Here is a 16,900-nt window from a genome sequence, read left to right as displayed (position 1 = left end):
TTTCGCTAGGGCGTGGATATGCCGGACATCTGTTCCATCAGCGCCGCAATAATTGCTAACCGCTGTGTAGTATCGAGATCGGCCAAACTCGCCGCGATGGTGGTGGCGCGTTCCGCCGCTGCTTGACGCTCGGCGTCGGAGAGCGCAAGCACATGGCTGACTTCGCCGCGCTCAGGATCAACGCGCTTGAGTAGTACCGCGTGCTGCTGGGTGTTCAGTTCAGGCAGCGCGGTGCGCAGATGGTGCAGATCGCCTAATTGTGCGGCAAATTCGGCGAGTCGCGCTTCCGCCTGTAAACGATTGGATTCGCGCCATTTGCTCGCCGGTGCGCCGCCCAGCAGTGTCATCACGGATTCGAGCCAGGCTTCATCCGAACGCAATCCGCTGTCAGCAAGACGACGCGCCAATGCACCGACTGGACTGAGTTCAGGCGCATAGCGTTCTAGGCCGCGATAGCGTGCCGCCAGCGCCTGACGCAGTGCCGTGATCGTCAAGGTTTCACCATCCGGCGCAGCGAGCAGCGCCCGGCCGAGTCGCTGTCGCCATGTATCGAGCAACGTCGGGTAGGCTTCGCGCAGTTCGCGTAGCAGGACAATCAGGCGCTCGATCAAGACCGCGACAACGCTCGGATCCTGTGCCGCGAAGGTTTCGGGATTGACGCCACAGACACGCGGCAAATCTTCAAATAACAGCGCTCCGGGTCGCTTGGCGTGCCGGAAGAGACGTGCAACCTGCTGCGCCTCGGCGCTCACCCCACCGCCATGCTGACTGTAATCCGGCAATTGCGCGATAAACCGCACCAGCGGCCGCACAATATCGAGCAAGGTCGCATCCTGTCCGATCCGCCCGACGATAGATGTTAGATACTGCTCAAATAGCTCGCCGCGCAGTCCATGCAGCGCATAGCGTTCGAGCGCAAACAGTGCCGGTCGCCGACACAGTAATTCGGCTTGTTCGAGCGTGAGGGTGTCGCAGAACACGCCTTCTTGATAGAGCGCCGTTTCGCGGCGCTGTGCCAGTAAATAGGCAACTAACAGAATTGGCAGCACCCCGAGCCGCACCCCGAACGGCGGGCCTTGCAATCGCGCATAGAGTTCCGGCACCGGCACCTGCTGTGCGCCATCCGCGCCCAGTGTGTCCGAGATCGCCTCCCAGAGCGGACGCAGATGGCAGGGGTCGTGATCGGGCGGTGCAAAAAAGCCGTATGCGCCATCTACGCGCCGATGCAGTCCGCTGTGTTTGAGCAGTGATAGATAGAGGCTTTTTTCTGCCGGATCTTTGTCAATCCCGAGTTCCGGTTGCTCGGCGGCGGTGAGCATGGCCGCGAGCAGCCGTTTGCGGCCAGTGGCGGCACTGGTTGAAGGGCGTTCACGGTTAATCAGTTCGTTGCGAATCTTCGGCGCGAGCGGATAGCACGCATCGCTCCACGCCGAGAGTTCGCGTTGCAGCGTGCGCCGATCCGCTATTGACACGCGCCGTGCGCCAAAAAACCAGTGCAACGTCTCCGGTTGCTCAATCAGCGTCTGAAGCAATCCTAGCGCCTCGTGCTCGGCGGTGGCCAGCCACGTCTGATGCTCGCGTTGCGCGACTGGATCCTGATGCAGTGCCGCCTGCTGGCGCGGTAGCTCGCGCAGCGCCAGCCACACGCTCACCAGCTCGCGCAGACGTTCAGTTACGGTGCAAACGGCGACCACATCGCGCAGCGGCGTGGCGCTGAGATCGGGCATGTCGTCCGGCTCGGCGAGATAAAACCACAGCCGCGCTTCACCGACCGGCAGCGGCGCGGGCGGCCAGCGGTCGCGGGCGGTGAACGCGGGGGTGTAGGTGCGCAGGGTGCCAGTTTCAATCGACGCCCGCCGCGCAACGATGGGCCGCAGTGGAGCCAGTGCGTTGAGCGTATCGGCCAGCGACAGGCTGACCTGTTCGGCGAGCGCCTGTTGCAGGGCGCCGCGCATATCAAAATCACTGCCCTGCCAGACGCGATATTCCTGAGCAAACTGACGAAACTGGATCACCGATGCCGCTTCAAGCTGGGCGAGCAGCGTCGCGGTTGCCGCACCAAAGACGCTCTCCAGCACCGGCCGCGATGCTTTCAGACCGCGTTGTGCGCCGATCAGATTTAATAAACCGATGGTTTTGAGCAGCCGCCGTGCCTGTTCAAATTCGGCATCATCGGTCGCGTCGCTCGGCGCAAAACGTTCCAGCGCAGTGACCACCTCAACCCAGCGATGATAGGTGATCGGATCGGAAAAACCGTCGGCCTGATTGAGAATAAAATACTCATACAGCTCCCAGGGGCCGATCCAATCGCCCATCACCAAGTCAGCGAGCCGCTGGCGCAGGCCATAGGCTTCGGTGCTGGCCAGATACGAAAACAGCGTGCGCTCATTCTGTGCGACCTTTTGGCACAGGATCGGCAGAATCAAAAGGGTCAGTGGCTGTAGCGGATAGGCCCGCTCAAACACCGACCGCGCCGCCTCTGGCTCCAGCCCCAACGGGAGCGCGTTATGCTGTATCAGGACATCGAGAGCGGCTGTCAACTGCGCGGCAACAGCAGCAGGCAAGGGCACCGAGCGTTCCAGCGCGGTAGCGACCAAGCGCAGTGATTGCGCGGCCGGTTCCAGAAAAGCCAGCGTGCCAAAACGCCCCTGAACTTTCTGCCATTCTTCGCGCAGGCGCGTGCCGAGCCGATTACCGTAATACTCGAACGCCTGATGCAGCATCACCACTAAAAAAAGCGGAGCGCGATGCGGTTCGGCGGCGCGTTCGGCAAGCAGTTGCAGTAAATGAATATCGCGCTGCTGCGGATGCTGCGCTTCGTATTCGAGAAATTTACCCAGTTCATCAATTTCAATCAGCAGCCCGGCCCCGCCTAACTCAGCCCACACGGTCTGAATTTCGCCGATCCGCTTGAGAATTTGATCCATCGGCGCACCAACCTGCGCAGCAGCTTGGAGCCGCTTGACCAGCATGTCGGGCAGTTGCTCACGCTCAATAGCCGCTGCCAATCCCAGCAACAGTTGACGCGAGAGCGCATCCGGTAGCCCGTTGATTTGCACACGTAGTAAACCGCGTGGCGAGTGCAAACGCTGCTGGAGCTGTTGGGCCAGTTCAGCATCAGCGCGGCGCAAAATCGTTTGCGCTAACTGACGCGCCTCGGAAGTCTGCGCCGCAAACAGCGCCCCGAGAAAGAGCGCAAACGCCGATTTCCCCGCCCCATACGGCCCAATCAGCGCCAACGCCCGTTGACTGGCCGCGCTGGTCAGGCCGGGCACAAGCTGCCGCAGCGCATCGAGCGCACGGGAAGTCGGCTGATAGTGGCGGATCGGATCCAGCGAGTCGCTATCACGGGCCAAATTGATCGAGCGGCTAAACACGCGCTGTAGCGCGATTACCTGACTGAGTGGTGCGGCATTCACACGCGATGCTCCCGATACTGGTCACGGAGAATCTGCACCGGCGAGATCGCCATGCGGCGATATAACTGATGCACGCCAGCGGTATCGCGCAGTTCGTAATAACCCGGATACTGCTCCATCACGCGCACCAGTGCCGCCATCAGGCCATCTTCAGTGAGTCGAAATGCCGCCCCGACGGCTGGCCAGTCATCGCCCCCGTACAGCAACACCCGCACTGGCAGCGCCGGCGTGTCCGGGTCAGCATCAAAGCGATCCGCGAGCGCAACATGCAGCGCAAGCGGCGGCAAAAACGGACGGGCGAGACGCGGACTGCGATAACCTTGCGCATCGGCTTCGATCAGCTTCAGCGGCGCGAGCGGTGAGTCGAGATGATCGTCGCCACCGCTCGCGCTGGCGGCATAGAGTCGCAACAGGGTTGAACAGTCAGATTTAATCGTGCTGGCCGAGCGGCGCACCTGAAGCTCGCGTGCGATGAAATCGAGCAAGGCTTGATGCAGCTCCGGCTCACGAAAGCGCGGCATGGCGAAATGATTGAAAAACCAATAAAAACCAGTCGCTAATGCGGGATTGGAGACAATCAGCCAATGAATAATCCAGAGCGTTGCATCGTCTTCGAGATAGGGGTCAGCGTGATCACCGAGCAGCGCCTCGCCGAGCGCAGTGATCTGTGGCGTCGCAGGTGAAAAATCAATCAGGCGCGTGACCTGTAGCCAATATTGCATGGCGCTCACCATATTGCGCCCGACGCCGAGTTCAACCATCGCCGCTTCGGGGTTGCTAAAAAGCTGCGGAGTGCTGCGAATGGCTTGCACCCCTTTGGTCAGCCAAGCGTAGCGTAGCGGAAAGGTGGCGTGACGCCCAAAGGCGGCTTGACTGCGATTCAGTTGGATCACGCGGCGCTGCTCCATTAAACTTGCCTAAACTTGCTCAATGGATTTATCCGCACTTGGTTGACGCGACGACTCGCCCAACTCAAGCCTCTTGACGCTCAGTTGCGCCGGAGAACGGGCCAGCAACAGCCGTTTGACGTCCCGATACGGGGTGAACCGCGTGATATCGGGATCGGCCAGCCGTGCCAGCACGTTCAGAGCCGCGTTGTGGTCGGCCTGGAGAACGTCCCCGGTGATCCGGTAAAACTTATCGCCCACCGGCTTGCCTTGCAGCAAGCCGGTGGTCGAGTCCATTTGCGACGTATAGGCCCCATTCACCAAGACATGCTCGGCGTGACGCTGCTCACACACAGAGTCGAGGGCTTCGGCCAATACGCCTTTCGCCCATCCGCTCATGCGTCGGTTGTATCGCTTCCATTGCGCCTTATTGGCAATGGGCGACGTTAAATCTTCGGACACGACCAGTGCCGCCTTATCGACGATGGAATGGGCGGACTGGAAGGCGATGGTGCGCAGACGCTGTTTGGTACGCTGCTTGCGGGCGGCGATCTTTTTTCGCCCAAGATTGCACTGACGAATGCGTTCAGCCTTGGCAAGTCGTCCAGCTTCGCGGTGTTTTTTCTCCAACGCATGAAGCTGGTTGCGCTGTTGTCCGGTCTTTGCAGCGGCATCGCTGTAGTCGGTCAAGACCGCGCCGAAAGCCGTGCCGTGCGCGTTGCCGTCGGAATCGGTGAACGCCTCGGTGTAGCCTTTATCGACACCGAGCGCCTGCTCTCCGTGCGGACGCCCCGCCCCTTTGTCGGCGGCGTAGTGAATCTTGGTGAAGCCGTCCTTGACGCAGATGCGCAGATTGCAGCCGGTCAGGTTGACGTGCTTGCCGCTGGAGGTCGTGACCAGACGGATGTTGCCGCCGGACTGTTTGGCGATCCGAATCGTGATGACCAGTCGGCCATCCACAATGACGGATGCGTGCCTGTCCGAGCGCACGATGAACTGATTCGCCGTGTGGCTGACGCCATGCCGGAAGTGCTTACGCATCTGCCGATGCAAAAACGGATCATGTTGCCATTGATCGTTTTTTAGCAGGGCATAAAGGCGCTTGCGCTCGGTTGGGTCGGTGGTGCGCTTGGCAACGGCCTGCCGAACGTTGAGTTTGGCGGCGGCCTTATAGGTCAGGAGGTCATTGACGACATCCTTGGTCGTTTCGTTGCGGATGGTGCCGTCAACCGGCAGCGTCCCGTACAGATTGCGTGCAATGATATCCTTGCGGATGTCTAGGGCCGAGCGCCCGAGCGTGCCAAGTGCGCCGTAGCGCCGCCAGATGTCCCCGCGCAGATAGCCCATCGCCCGACAGATCGGCGCGAGTTCAGGCGGGGCGTCGGCTTGGAGTGTGCGCGTGACCTTCATTCGCAGAGCGCCTTGGGTTGCGCGGCGGAACATTCGGGAAAGTCGGCCTTGATCTCGCGCTGATACTTGCGCAGCCCGTACAGGCGACAGGAAAACGTGTGCATGATCGCCAATAAATCTTCGACCAGTTCCTGCCGAGGCGAGAGCGATTCCTGATTGACGATCACGATCTCGCAGCCGTTGTGCCGAGCAATATGCTCAAACAGGTCGAAGCCAAACCGCATCAGCCGGTCTTTGTGAGCGATCAGGAGTTGGCGTAGCTCGCCGCGTCCGATACGTTCCACCAAGGCGAGAAACTGCTTGCGCTTGAAGTTCATCCCGCCGCCGATTTCCTCAATCCATTCATCGACCGCGATCCCGGCACCTAGACAGTACGTTTCCATCGCCCGCACCTGCGAGGTGAGATCGTCTTTTTGCCCAACGCGGGAGACCCGGCAATACACCACGACGGCGCGTTGCTCCGGAGCGCCACCTGTCAGCAGGCGCACATCCGCCTCGTCAAAATAGCGATGCCCGGACGGATGGCGCTTTGCCACAAGCTTCCCCTCGCGCTCCCAGCGCCGGATCGTCGAGGGCGCTTTCCCGATCCGTTTCGCAAACTCGTTAATGCGATATATCTTGCTCATGCGAGCAACTATAGACATTTACAGAAAAGAATCAAGCAACAGTTGTTAGCTCCATTCCTAGTGGTTGCTGTCCGTTCTGTCACATCGCGTTCAGAATCGGGCGGCAAATTGTGCCAGATGCTGGGGGGGATCGAAAGGCGGGGGCATAACAGGATGGGCGGCGCGGAGCGATCCAGCGGGACACGCAACACTGACGAAGTAAACACTTCGTCAGTTAATGCGTAGATGATGCGTTTATATCAAACCTAGCTCAAAACGGCCACACCCATTCATCGACATCTGGCTTATCAATGCCATGCTCATAGGCATAATTGCGGCATTCAATTTGCTGATCGCGGAGCTTTTCTTTTACATGCGCTCCAGCAACCTGAAACCGTGGCAAGCGGTTAATCACATCAATCGCTAAACTAAAGCGGTCGATTTCATTGCTGATCGCCAATTCGAGTGGCGTATTGATATTGCCCTTTTCTTTATAGCCGCGCACATGCAAATTCTTGTGATTGGTGCGGCGATAAGCTAGGCGATGAATCAACCACGGATAGCCGTGGAAATTAAAGATAATCGGCTTATCTTTAGTAAACAGACTATCGAAATCCGCATCGGATAGTCCATGTGGATGCTCGCCCGCCGGTTGCAGTTTGAATAAATCCACGACATTGATAAAACGAATCCGAATATCGGCAAAATGCTCGCGTAACAGCGCCGTCGCAGCAAGTGCTTCTTTGGTCGGAATATCACCGCAACCGACCATCACCACATCCGGTTCTGCGCCCTGATCGTTGCTTGCCCAATCCCAAATACCGATGCCTTTGGTGCAATGCTTAATAGCTGCATCCATATCGAGATACTGTAAATGGCTTTGCTTGTCGCAGACAATGACATTGATGTCATCACGACTTTGTAAGCAATGATTGACGGTCGAGAGCAGCGTATTGACATCCGGCGGCAGATAAATGCGCGTGATTTCGGGGTTTTTATTCACCACAACATCGAGAAATCCCGGATCTTGATGAGTAAAACCATTATGATCTTGCCGCCACACGGTTGAGGTAATCAGCAGATTGAGCGATGAAATCCGCGCTCGCCACGGGATTTCTTCGCAGATCGACAGCCATTTCGCGTGCTGGTTATACATGCTGTCAATCACATGGACAAAGGCTTCATAGGTGGCAAAGAAGCCGTGGCGTCCAGTTAATAAATAGCCTTCATACCAGCCTTCTAAGGTATGCTCGGAGAGCATTTCGAGCACGCGCCCATCTGGTGATAATTCGCCACCGTCGGCATCTTCCGGTTTATAGTCACACAGCCAGAGCTTTTTGCTGACTTCATAGACCGCATCGAGTTTATTCGAGCTATTTTCATCCGGCCCAAAGACGCGGAAATTATCGCGATTACGTGCCATCACATCACGTAATAATGCGCCAGTCGGTTTGGTATTCATGGCCCGCGTGGTGCCGGGATTCTCGACGCGCAGCGCATAATCACGAAAATCCGGCATCCGCAGTGCCCGACGTAATAAACCGCCGTTAGCATGTGGATTGGCGCTCATGCGGCGCGTGCCAATTGGCGCGAGTGCTTTGAGTTCGGGAATCAGCCGCCCGTGTTCGTCGAATAAGTCTTCGGGGCGATAGCTCCGCATCCACTCCTCAAGCTGTTGGAGATGCGCGGCATTGGTGTGCATCCCCGACAGTGGCACCTGATGGGCACGCCAAAAACCCGCGACCTTGTGCCCATCGACCTCAGCCGGGCCAGTCCAGCCTTTTGGGGTACGGAGCACGATCATCGGCCAATGCGCCCGCGTCGCAGTGCCGCTGGTGCGGGCCTGCTGTTGAATCGCGTGGATCTGCGCGTGGCAGGTGTCGAGGGTCGCGGCCATCTGCTGATGCAGGGTGAGCGGATCGTCGCCGGCAACAAAATGTGGTATCCAACCATAGCCGCGCATCAGGCTGGCTAATTCTTCATCGGGAATGCGCGACAATAGGGTCGGATTGTTGATCTTGTAGCCGTTCAAATGCAGGATCGGCAGCACCGCGCCGTCGCGGATCGGATTTAAAAATTTGCTGGAATGCCAAGAGGTTGCCAGCGGGCCGGTTTCGGCTTCACCATCGCCGACGGCAACGGCAACCAAAAGATCGGGGTTATCAAAGGCAGCGCCGAAGGCGTGCGAGATCGAGTAGCCGAGTTCGCCGCCCTCGTGAATCGAGCCGGGCGTTTCCGGTGTGCAGTGTGAGCCGATGCCGCCAGGAAAAGAAAACTGCTTAAAAAAGCGTTTCATCCCTTCGATATCTTCACCCTTGTCGGGGTAAATCTCCGAATAGGTGCCTTCAAGATACACGGGCGCAAGCACGCCCGGAGCACCGTGACCCGGGCCGGCAAGAAAGATCGCGTTCTGATCGTGTTCGCGGATGATCCGGTTGAGATGCACGTACATAAACGACAGCCCCGGACTCGCGCCCCAATGACCGAGTAGCCGCTGTTTGATGTGCTCCGGTTTGAGCGGCTCGCGCAACAGGGGATTGTCGCGCAGATAGATCATGCCGACGGCCAGATAATTACAGGCTCGCCAATAGGCGTCGATCTGGGTGAGCTGTTGGGGGGTGAGCGGGGTAGCGTGTGTCATCGGCGGCTCCAAACGTCAGGGGGCAAGGTTCACAACGGGGCGTTAGCCTACCGCTTGCGTGTGAACATCTGACGATAGTCGCCGGGGATTGTTCAACAGTCACACGCTACGATGCCGACGGTTGGGTCGGCGCTTAAATCAGCTCTTGCGTCACGAACAGATACCCCAGCGCGACCGTGACCACGGCGATGGCCACATAGGGGAGCAGAATGCAGATGCCCGGTAGGTCGTTGCAGACCCGACTGTACTTGCAGAGTTTACAGCTTCTCATCAGTTTAGTTCTGTCCGCTCGTTGGTGTGTGGATAGCGTTGCAGGTCGTGCGCCAAAAACCGCGCTATCCTTACGTAAGTTTGCGCTCGGTTCAATGGCCCCGCCCAGCCATTTCTCAATCCCACTTTTTTAATTCCAGAGTTGACAACTGTTCTTTGATTCTTTTTCAAAAATGCTTATACTTGCTTTTATGAGCAAGATATATCGCATCAACGAATTTGCAAAACGGATCGGGAAAGCGCCATCGACGATCCGACGCTGGGAGCTGCTAACTGATCGCTGATTTTTGCTCAAATGTGTTGACAGATGCTCAGGATGAGCATTGCTTGAGGCCGCTAACAGCGGTTTAACGACGAGCTGATAGAGGACATTGCAAGTGGCCAAGCTTCGGTTTGGCGCTTTACCGCAAGGGAATGAAACCTTTGGAGAGCTTGATCGATTGAGGGAATCCGGCGCTACTGAGCGTCAAGGGCTTGAGTTAGGCGGTTCGCCGCGTCAACCAAGTGCAGATAAATCCATTGAGCAAGTTTGCTCAAGTTAAATGGAGCAGTTTCAGAATCCGTTGAACACGTCATCCCCGCTCTCTCAGACCGCGCCGCGTATCGGCTTTGTCAGTCTCGGTTGTCCGAAAGCGACCGTAGATTCCGAACGCATCCTGACCCAATTGCGTGCTGAGGGCTATCAGCTTCAGCCGACCTATGCCGAGGCGGATTTGGTCATCATCAACACCTGCGGATTTATTGATGCAGCGGTTGATGAATCGCTCGATGCCATTGGTCAGGCGCTTGATGCAAATGGGCGCGTCATCGTCACCGGCTGTCTCGGCGCACGGGCGGAACTGGTGCGTGAGCGGTATCCCGATGTGTTAGCGGTCACTGGCCCGCACGCACTGGCTGAAGTCATGGCGGCCGTTCATGCGCAATTACCCGCGCCGTGCGATCCCTTTGTGAGCCTGATTCCGCCGCAAGCGGTGCGACTTACGCCGAATCATTACGCCTATTTGAAGATCTCCGAAGGCTGTAATCATCGCTGTCGGTTTTGCATCATTCCGAGTCTGCGCGGTGATCTGGTCAGCCGTCCGCTGGGCGAGATTCTCGACGAAGCCAGCCGTTTAGTCGAATCAGGCGTGCGCGAACTGCTAGTCGTCGCACAGGACACCAGCGCCTATGGATTGGATCTTGGACATCGACCGGATTTTTGGGGCGGGCGACCCCTGCGCACGCATATCACCGAACTAGCACGCACGCTGGGCGAGCTACCGGCTTGGATTCGGCTGCATTATGTTTATCCCTATCCGCATGTCGATGAACTGATCCCGCTGATGGCCGAGGGCGTGATGCTGCCGTATCTGGATATGCCGCTCCAGCATGGCAGCGAGGCGATTTTGCGAGCGATGCGGCGACCGGCAGCGACTGAAAAAGTGCTAGACCGTGTGGCGCGTTGGCGAGCCGAGTGCCCCGAATTGGTGTTGCGCAGTACCTTTATTGTCGGTTTTCCGGGCGAGACCGAGGATGATTTTGCGCGGTTGCTCGATTTTCTCCGCGCTGCTCAGTTGGATCGCGTCGGCTGTTTTCCCTATTCAGCCGTCGCCGGTGCCGCAGCGAATGACTTACCCAATCCCGTGCCCGAAGCCGTGAAACAGGAGCGATTAGAACGCTTCATGGCGGTGCAGGCTGAAATCAGCCGCGATAAGCTGACAGCGCGGATTGGCCAGCGGCTGACGGTGTTAGTGGATGCGGTGGAAGACGACGCCATCATCGCCCGCAGTTATGGCGATGCGCCCGAAATCGATGGCGAGGTGATTATTGAGGGCGAATGGGAGATTAACGCGGGCGATTTCATCGAAGTCATCATCACCGACGCCGACGAGCATGATTTATGGGCGCAGCCGGTGGAGGATTGATTGGAAGATTGGGTCGTGTCGCAATATTTTATCTATTACGTCAGCCTCAGAAAAATACATCCGGCGGCACTTTGAAATGATCGGATAAGGCCCGGATATAATGAATATCGAGTTCACATCGACCGCTCAAGATGTCGCTGATGAGATCCGGCGAACCAACGTCGGATAAATCGGCTTCGCTCAAGCCACGCTCCTGCATCAAATAGCGCAACACATCTAGGCCATTGCTTTTTGGCATTGGGCGGCGCGCCTCATCGTAGGCTTCGATCAGGTCGCCCATATGTGAGGCGAGGCTGGCGAGCGGGTGGCTTTCATTATCTTCAATGAGCACCAGCAGCTCGTCCAAGGCTTCGACGAGTTCGTCATACTCATCTTCGTTAGTCGGCTTTCTGAGCAACGGGGCGACATAGCACCAATGCTCAGCCGCTTGTTTGATCAGTGCGGACATCGCTATTCTCTCCACTGGCCTTTGTCGTAATCGACATGATCCAATATAGCGCGAATGTAGAGCTTTTGCGCCCGATACTGCACGAGGGCAATCAAACGTAGCTTATTGCCGCCAATGTCGAATACATGCAGTGGGCCGACCTTGTCAACTGCTGGGAACAGGCGCTTCATCTCGGCAAAATCCTGAGGCGCATGGGCTTTGGCCAATCGATACCAAGTATCCAGGGCGGTCGCGGCGTGCGGCCAGCGTGCTTTGGCCTGCCAGATGCGCTTTTGTGTGATGATGTGCATGTCCCGTGGAAATCAGTGCTCATGGGGCAGTCTAGCCGATCGGAACCGGCGGCGGGAGTGGCGGCGTTGTTCGGCCTCGCCGCTTGGGGGGTCAGGCCACTCCGACCGTGCGCATCCGCTTGTTCTCCAACTGCATCTGTCCCGAACGCCTAGAGGCGGCGGCCAAACGGAAACGGATCGGCAAGGTCGTGTTGCGCGTCAACGAAGCCTGCACCTCCAAAACGGCTAGTTGGACCGGCGAGATCCTGCCGATTGGCGGCGCGAAAACGATCTCCAGCGGCGGCGTGACTGTCAACCGCGACATCAATGGCGCACGCGGGATCTTCCTGCGTGCTTTGGTCGATACACCCTCACTCAGAAATGCGTGTGCATGTGTTGGCGCTTGTCAGTCAGCGTTAGCATAAAAGTATCGGCCAGAGTAGTTACAATCTATCGTCTTCCGCATGCTTGACACAATGACGCACAAGTAACACACTTTTACCTTTCAGTTCGACTTAAATCACATATGAGGAGTGCGGTCGATGCCTGCAAAAAATCCGAGAATCAACGTCGTCGTTGAAAAACCACTTTATGTTGCCCTTCAAGATCTCGCCGAAGACGAGGGACTCTCCTTGTCAATGTTGATGCGAGACTTAGTGAAGGAGGCGCTTGAGATTCGTGAGGATCGGGCTTTGAATGACTTCGCCACGAAGCGAGAGCAGGATTTCGACCGCGCTCAGGCGTTGAGTCATGAGGATGTCTGGAACTGAGATGCCTTTTTCAATCATCTATCATCCAGATGTCAAAAAAAGAGATATTCCGACAATTAATGGCAACCTGCACCAGCGTTTAAAAAAGGCAATTGAAACTCGGCTGATGACAGCACCTCAAGACTACGGCGAACCCTTGCGCAAGACCCTCAAGGGGTATTGGAAACTAAGAGTGGGCGACTACCGCATCGTCTTTCGGATTGAGGGGCAAGAAATCCTCATTCTCGGCATTTGTCATCGCAAGGACGTCTATCCACTGATGGAAAGTCGACGGCAATAGCGAACTTCGGGATAACTAGGGTAAAAGCGACTTTTCCTGTTTTTTCACCAACCACTCTAATCAATGCTGGATTACAAGACTTGACCCCGCCAGATTACATGACCCCGCCGGTGACCTGCAGGCGGGGGCGTGTGGCATACGAAAGAATATGGCAGAAATAAATCGAACCTGACCCCTTTACTCTTCCTCCTTTACTCTTCCTTTACTCTTCCTTTACTCTTTACTCGGACCCCTTTACTCCTGCCCTTTACTCCTGACCCCTTTACTCCCTTTACTCTCCTTTACTCTTACCCCTTTACTACTTTACTAACCCCTTTACTATTGCTTGTATTTTTGAACCTGACCCCCTATTCTTTCTCCCTATTCTTTCTTTTAGCTCCTTTCTTTTAGCTTAATTCCTTCTCATTTGGGTAGGTTAAGTAGTGACGATTATTTGAATCATGCCAGCCTGCCTCGATCTGCAATGCAGCTTCATGAGCCATCCGTGCGCGATCTGCGACGCAAAAGCCAGCGGCTTCATTGAGTTGACGCTTCACTTCCCAAAGCTCAGTGAGAATTGGATCGGGCGCCTTAATCGGTTTAGGTTGGGTTTGGGCGGGAAATTTCATCGCATGCCTTCGAGCAGTTCTTCGGGTGTTGTCAGTAAAGCTGGTGTCTGGCCGAGTGAAACGAGCGTGTCGAGCAGATGCTTTTTTTGATCCGGGCCAACGAGGTGAGCAAAATTCCAGCTTAAAAGGTAGCGTGCGCCGTGATAGCTGGCCAGAGCAACGTGCAACGCATCCTCTGCTTCCGTTGCCGGCAGCGCACCGGCTTCGATGATCCTTTGCGCCAGCCGCTCGCAGTCGGGATTGACCAGAAGAATATCAATGCTGCGAACAACATCTAGCCGACGTCGCGCCGCTTCAGGGTCACCTTTTGAAGCCTCGTCGATCACCAGCTCAGAAATCGCCCGTACCCAATACTGATCGGCTTGATCCCACCAATCACGCGTCCAGACCTGGCGTGCGGCCGTCAACACATCCCGACTCGGCCGCGCCGTTAGATAAGAGATGACTGAGGTTTCAACATAGACCAAGGGTTTCAAGAGTGGTTCGCCTCACGCATCGCACAAACAACAAAGGCTTCAGTGCTCAACACGCTAAAGCCCCAACTCCATCTGCCCCGGCAAGGCCGCCGGCCCGTCCGGTTCCAGACGTGGCCGACCACGCGGGCGCGCTTCGCGTCGCTGGCCGGTCATTTGCTCGATCTGTTGCAAGAATCGCTCGCTGCCGATCGGCTGGGATTGTTGAATCGCCAAGCGCAACTCCGTGAGTGCCGCCTCATCGAGTTCGGTACGAAACAGTTCCCGATAGGCCGTTTGTCTGGCCTCGGGCGTTTCTCCTAGCGCCAGATACAGGGCATGAGGAGAGAGCAGCGGATCGCTCGCACCCAGCCCGTTGGCCCGGTAGCTGCTCCAGGCGTATTCGCCTGGATCGCGCACCATGTTTGCACGCACTGGGTTTAGCTCAATATAGCGCTGGCAGCGGAGCAGATAGATGTCAGTCTGGATCAGCGAGGATTTGTAGCGACTGTCCCACAGCGTACCGGTGCGCCGATAGGTTTTGTTGATGTACTGTACGAACTGTCGGCCCAGCGCGATGATCAAGCGCGAAATATCTTCCGGTGCCCTCGGCGTGAGCAGCAGATGGACGTGGTTGGTCATCAGCACATAGGCGTGAAGCTGGATTCCGTTTTTCTGCAAGCCATCCCCGAGCCAATGGAGATAAGCCTGGTAGTTTTCTTCGGCAAAAAAGCAAGTTGCGAGGTTATGGCCGCGCTGGATGATATGGTGCGGGTAGTCGGCTATGTGCAATCAGGGGCGTCTGGGCATGCCCTCAGTCTAGCAGAAAAAATAAATCGAGCCTAGCCCCTTTGGCCTTATGGCCAGGGCGATCGCGCTATATAGTTTTCCTATTGTGTTCGCCGAGCAGTAGCTCCATCCGGTAGTTATCGTTGAGCGCGGCGCGTAGTTTTCGCTGGCGCAGACTGTCCTTCGGTGGCCCATTGTGCTGCAAGAGGTTGAGCGCCATACGACGCAGCAGGGCCAGATTCTGGGGGCTATGGTCGCGGCGGGTGCGACAGGCATCTTCGCCAAACTGGACATCGAGGATCCAATGCTGTTGATTCTCGATACTCCAATGCTGGCGCACTGCGGCGGCGAAGCGCGGCAGATCCGTGAACGAGCAGAGGAATTCGCGTGTTTCGGTGCTGGAGTGATCGCCGATAAGGCGGGTGGACTCCACCCGTCCCACCGCCTTGAGTCCGGCCCACTCGGCGCGATCCTCAAGCCATTCAATGCGCTCGCTGAGGACGACGCGACGGATCTCAAGGCGCCCATGCGCTCTGTCGATCGTCTCCTCAATGAGCAAGGCGCCGCGAGCCGTTTCATAATCAAGCCATTGCGTCACTTCCGCGTGCAGCCTCGGATGATTATCTTTCAACGCTAGGACGTAGTTAGCTCCGCCCGCCACGAGGGTCAGGGCGATCGCGCTATCAGAGTATTGACAATCATCAGTTGAGCAGGTAGCCAAGTACCTTTTGTCTCGACGCTTGAGCCGCCGATGTCACCGAAATTGTTAGATCCCCGTCCGTACTTTGCTGATCTTACCGATCCACGTCGCGAAACGCGTAACAAGTTGCACTCCCTGCACGACAGTCTGATGATTGTGCTGTGTGCCGTCCTCAGCGGCATCGAGGACTGGGTGGGCATGGAAACCTTTGGCAAGGAGAAGGAAGCGTGGTTGCGCACCTTTCTGACGCTTGCCAACGGAATTCCCTCGCACGATACCTTGAGCGATGTGATCGGTCGACTCAATCCGGACACCTTTGCCGAGGCGTTCCAGGCCTGGGCGACGGCGGCCTTGACTGGGTTGTCCGGTGAGCAGGTGTGTGTGGACGGCAAGACGTTGCGTGGCAGTCGCGATGGGGCAACGCCGGGCGTGCACCTCATCAGCGCCTTCGCGAGCCGTGCCCGTTGGGTGTTGGCCCAGCAAACGGTCGGAGAGAAAACCAATGAAATCACGGCGATTCCGGATCTACTCGGGCTGCTGGATCTACACGGGGCGACCGTGAGCCTAGATGCCATGGGTTGTCAAAAAGCGATTGCCCGCACCCTCGTGGCGGGCGGAGCTGACTACGTCCTAGCGTTGAAAGATAACCATCCGACGCTGCATGCGGAAGTGACGCAATGGCTCGATTATGAAACGGCTCGCGGTGCCTTGCTCATTGAGGAGACGATCGACAAAGCGCATGGGCGCCTTGAGATCCGTCGCGTCGTCCTCAGCGAGCGCATTGCATGGCTTGAGGATCGCGCCGGGTGGGCCGGACTCAAAGCGGTGGGACGGGTGGAGTCCACCCGCCTTATCGGCGATCACTCCAGCACCGAAACACGCGAATTCCTCTGCTCGTTCACGGAGCTGCCGCGCTTCGCCGCCGCGGTGCGCCAGCATTGGAGTATCGAGAATCAACAGCATTGGATCCTCGATGTCCAGTTTGGCGAAGATGCCTGTCGCACCCGCCGCGACCATAGCCCCCAGAATCTGGCCATGCTGCGTCGTATGGCGCTCAACCTCTTGCAGCACAATGGGCCACCGAAGGACAGTCTGCGCCAGCGAAAACTACGCGCCGCGCTCAACGATAACTACCGGATGGAGCTACTGCTCGGCGAACACAATAGGAAAACTATATAGCGCGATCGCCCTAGGCCTTATGGCCCCTTTAGCCTAGCTGTTCCGTCCCGTGGGATTATATTCCGAAAAGGAGCTATCCTTTGTTCCAAGCCCGCGAGGCACTGCGCACACTCAGTGATGAGCTGAAGACGACCAAGCGGCAACTGCTGACGACACCATCCGCGACCTGACGGGACATCTAATCATGAATCTGAACCTACATCGCAACGCCCGCACCACGCCCGCGATTCGTCAGGAGCTACGCGAGTCCACGAAGTCAGAGCGCGAAC

17 protein-coding genes and 1 pseudogene are annotated in these 16,900 nt (G+C 57.1%); 6 read left to right on the top strand and 12 right to left on the bottom strand.

Going from position 1 to position 16,900, the window contains the following annotated elements; translation table 11 throughout:
• Positions 1-5: 5 nt before the first annotated feature.
• From BLW10_RS10800 to BLW10_RS14020, 6 genes are all read right to left on the bottom strand, one after another.
• Positions 6-3,419 carry a hypothetical protein gene (locus BLW10_RS10800; protein WP_091334630.1) on the bottom strand — a complete coding sequence of 1,138 codons (3,414 nt, stop codon included), beginning with the start codon at positions 3,417-3,419 and terminating at the stop codon, positions 6-8.
• Complete coding sequence (locus BLW10_RS10795; protein ID WP_245709336.1) at positions 3,416-4,312, bottom strand: DUF4007 family protein; 897 nt, start codon at positions 4,310-4,312, stop codon at positions 3,416-3,418. The genes BLW10_RS10800 and BLW10_RS10795 overlap by 4 nt, the downstream gene beginning before the upstream one ends.
• Before the next feature lie 24 nt (positions 4,313-4,336).
• Complete coding sequence (locus tag BLW10_RS10790; protein WP_091334628.1) at positions 4,337-5,716, bottom strand: transposase; 1,380 nt, start codon at positions 5,714-5,716, stop codon at positions 4,337-4,339.
• The gene (locus BLW10_RS10785) at positions 5,713-6,342 is read right to left on the bottom strand and encodes an IS607 family transposase (protein ID WP_091334626.1); all 630 of its coding nucleotides are present in this window, start codon (positions 6,340-6,342) and stop codon (positions 5,713-5,715) included. Before BLW10_RS10785 ends, BLW10_RS10790 begins: the two co-directional genes overlap by 4 nt.
• Before the next feature lie 250 nt (positions 6,343-6,592).
• Positions 6,593-8,962 carry a phosphoketolase family protein gene (locus BLW10_RS10780; RefSeq protein WP_091334624.1) on the bottom strand — a complete coding sequence of 790 codons (2,370 nt, stop codon included), beginning with the start codon at positions 8,960-8,962 and terminating at the stop codon, positions 6,593-6,595.
• 133 nt (positions 8,963-9,095) lie between these two features.
• Positions 9,096-9,233, bottom strand: coding sequence for a hypothetical protein (locus BLW10_RS14020; protein WP_177169055.1), 138 nt, complete (start codon positions 9,231-9,233; stop codon positions 9,096-9,098).
• A 190-nt stretch (positions 9,234-9,423) separates the two neighbouring features.
• On the opposite strand from BLW10_RS14020, the pseudogene BLW10_RS14580 reads away from it, so the two are divergent.
• Positions 9,424-9,498 (top strand): annotated as a pseudogene (locus BLW10_RS14580) (MerR family transcriptional regulator); the annotation flags it as partial.
• A gap of 276 nt (positions 9,499-9,774) precedes the next feature.
• Positions 9,775-11,136: a 30S ribosomal protein S12 methylthiotransferase RimO gene (gene rimO / locus BLW10_RS10775; RefSeq protein ID WP_091334623.1), complete on the top strand. Its 1,362-nt coding sequence runs from the start codon at positions 9,775-9,777 to the stop codon at positions 11,134-11,136.
• A 46-nt stretch (positions 11,137-11,182) separates the two neighbouring features.
• Here the strand turns inward: rimO and BLW10_RS10770 are convergent, their stop codons facing one another.
• Both BLW10_RS10770 and BLW10_RS10765 read right to left on the bottom strand, forming a co-directional pair.
• Entirely contained in the window at positions 11,183-11,584 is a 402-nt protein-coding gene (locus tag BLW10_RS10770; RefSeq protein WP_091334621.1) for a helix-turn-helix domain-containing protein, read from the bottom strand.
• Between the two features lie 2 nt (positions 11,585-11,586).
• A complete protein-coding gene (locus tag BLW10_RS10765) occupies positions 11,587-11,874 on the bottom strand; it encodes a type II toxin-antitoxin system HigB family toxin (RefSeq protein ID WP_091334619.1) in 288 nt (95 codons plus the stop codon).
• Between the two features lie 83 nt (positions 11,875-11,957).
• On the opposite strand from BLW10_RS10765, the gene BLW10_RS10760 reads away from it, so the two are divergent.
• From BLW10_RS10760 to BLW10_RS10750, 3 genes are all read left to right on the top strand, one after another.
• The gene (locus BLW10_RS10760; protein WP_218139721.1) at positions 11,958-12,278 is read left to right on the top strand and encodes a transposase; all 321 of its coding nucleotides are present in this window, start codon (positions 11,958-11,960) and stop codon (positions 12,276-12,278) included.
• 117 nt (positions 12,279-12,395) lie between these two features.
• Positions 12,396-12,623 carry a ribbon-helix-helix protein, CopG family gene (locus BLW10_RS10755; RefSeq protein ID WP_091334618.1) on the top strand — a complete coding sequence of 76 codons (228 nt, stop codon included), beginning with the start codon at positions 12,396-12,398 and terminating at the stop codon, positions 12,621-12,623.
• On the top strand, positions 12,610-12,903 hold the full coding sequence (locus BLW10_RS10750) for a type II toxin-antitoxin system RelE family toxin (RefSeq protein ID WP_218139720.1): 294 nt from the start codon (positions 12,610-12,612) through the stop codon (positions 12,901-12,903). The genes BLW10_RS10755 and BLW10_RS10750 overlap by 14 nt, the downstream gene beginning before the upstream one ends.
• Before the next feature lie 386 nt (positions 12,904-13,289).
• On the opposite strand, the gene BLW10_RS10745 is transcribed toward BLW10_RS10750, so the two are convergent.
• From BLW10_RS10745 to BLW10_RS13810, 4 genes are all read right to left on the bottom strand, one after another.
• Positions 13,290-13,511: a hypothetical protein gene (locus BLW10_RS10745; protein ID WP_091334616.1), complete on the bottom strand. Its 222-nt coding sequence runs from the start codon at positions 13,509-13,511 to the stop codon at positions 13,290-13,292.
• Positions 13,508-13,921 carry a type II toxin-antitoxin system VapC family toxin gene (locus tag BLW10_RS10740; RefSeq protein ID WP_245709332.1) on the bottom strand — a complete coding sequence of 138 codons (414 nt, stop codon included), beginning with the start codon at positions 13,919-13,921 and terminating at the stop codon, positions 13,508-13,510. The genes BLW10_RS10745 and BLW10_RS10740 overlap by 4 nt, the downstream gene beginning before the upstream one ends.
• A 120-nt stretch (positions 13,922-14,041) precedes the next feature.
• A complete protein-coding gene (locus tag BLW10_RS10735) occupies positions 14,042-14,755 on the bottom strand; it encodes a transposase (protein WP_218139719.1) in 714 nt (237 codons plus the stop codon).
• An 85-nt stretch (positions 14,756-14,840) separates the two neighbouring features.
• On the bottom strand, positions 14,841-15,473 hold the full coding sequence (locus BLW10_RS13810; RefSeq protein WP_143117054.1) for an ISAs1 family transposase: 633 nt from the start codon (positions 15,471-15,473) through the stop codon (positions 14,841-14,843).
• 30 nt (positions 15,474-15,503) lie between these two features.
• Here BLW10_RS13810 and BLW10_RS10725 point away from each other — a divergent pair, with 30 nt between their 5' ends.
• Positions 15,504-16,631 carry an ISAs1 family transposase gene (locus tag BLW10_RS10725; protein WP_091334611.1) on the top strand — a complete coding sequence of 376 codons (1,128 nt, stop codon included), beginning with the start codon at positions 15,504-15,506 and terminating at the stop codon, positions 16,629-16,631.
• The last annotated feature ends 269 nt before the right edge of the window (positions 16,632-16,900 follow it).

This window comes from Allochromatium warmingii (assembly GCF_900107145.1).
Classification (GTDB): Bacteria; Pseudomonadota; Gammaproteobacteria; order Chromatiales; family Chromatiaceae; genus Thermochromatium; species Thermochromatium warmingii.
Note: the sequence above shows the minus strand (reverse complement) of the source record. Positions and strands in the feature narration are given on the sequence as shown.

Bases quoted from the DNA above. Each gene is read 5' to 3' on its own strand.
- BLW10_RS10790 (WP_091334628.1), bottom strand. From the start codon at position 5,716: ATGAAGGTCACGCGCACACTCCAAGCCGACGCCCCGCCTGAACTCGCG.
- BLW10_RS10785 (WP_091334626.1), bottom strand. From the start codon at position 6,342: ATGAGCAAGATATATCGCATTAACGAGTTTGCGAAACGGATCGGGAAA.
- BLW10_RS10780 (WP_091334624.1), bottom strand. From the start codon at position 8,962: ATGACACACGCTACCCCGCTCACCCCCCAACAGCTCACCCAGATCGAC.
- BLW10_RS14020 (WP_177169055.1), bottom strand. From the start codon at position 9,233: ATGAGAAGCTGTAAACTCTGCAAGTACAGTCGGGTCTGCAACGACCTA.
- rimO (WP_091334623.1), top strand. From the start codon at position 9,775: ATGGAGCAGTTTCAGAATCCGTTGAACACGTCATCCCCGCTCTCTCAG.
- BLW10_RS10770 (WP_091334621.1), bottom strand. From the start codon at position 11,584: ATGTCCGCACTGATCAAACAAGCGGCTGAGCATTGGTGCTATGTCGCC.
- BLW10_RS10765 (WP_091334619.1), bottom strand. From the start codon at position 11,874: ATGCACATCATCACACAAAAGCGCATCTGGCAGGCCAAAGCACGCTGG.
- BLW10_RS10755 (WP_091334618.1), top strand. From the start codon at position 12,396: ATGCCTGCAAAAAATCCGAGAATCAACGTCGTCGTTGAAAAACCACTT.
- BLW10_RS10750 (WP_218139720.1), top strand. From the start codon at position 12,610: ATGTCTGGAACTGAGATGCCTTTTTCAATCATCTATCATCCAGATGTC.
- BLW10_RS10745 (WP_091334616.1), bottom strand. From the start codon at position 13,511: ATGAAATTTCCCGCCCAAACCCAACCTAAACCGATTAAGGCGCCCGAT.
- BLW10_RS10725 (WP_091334611.1), top strand. From the start codon at position 15,504: ATGTCACCGAAATTGTTAGATCCCCGTCCGTACTTTGCTGATCTTACC.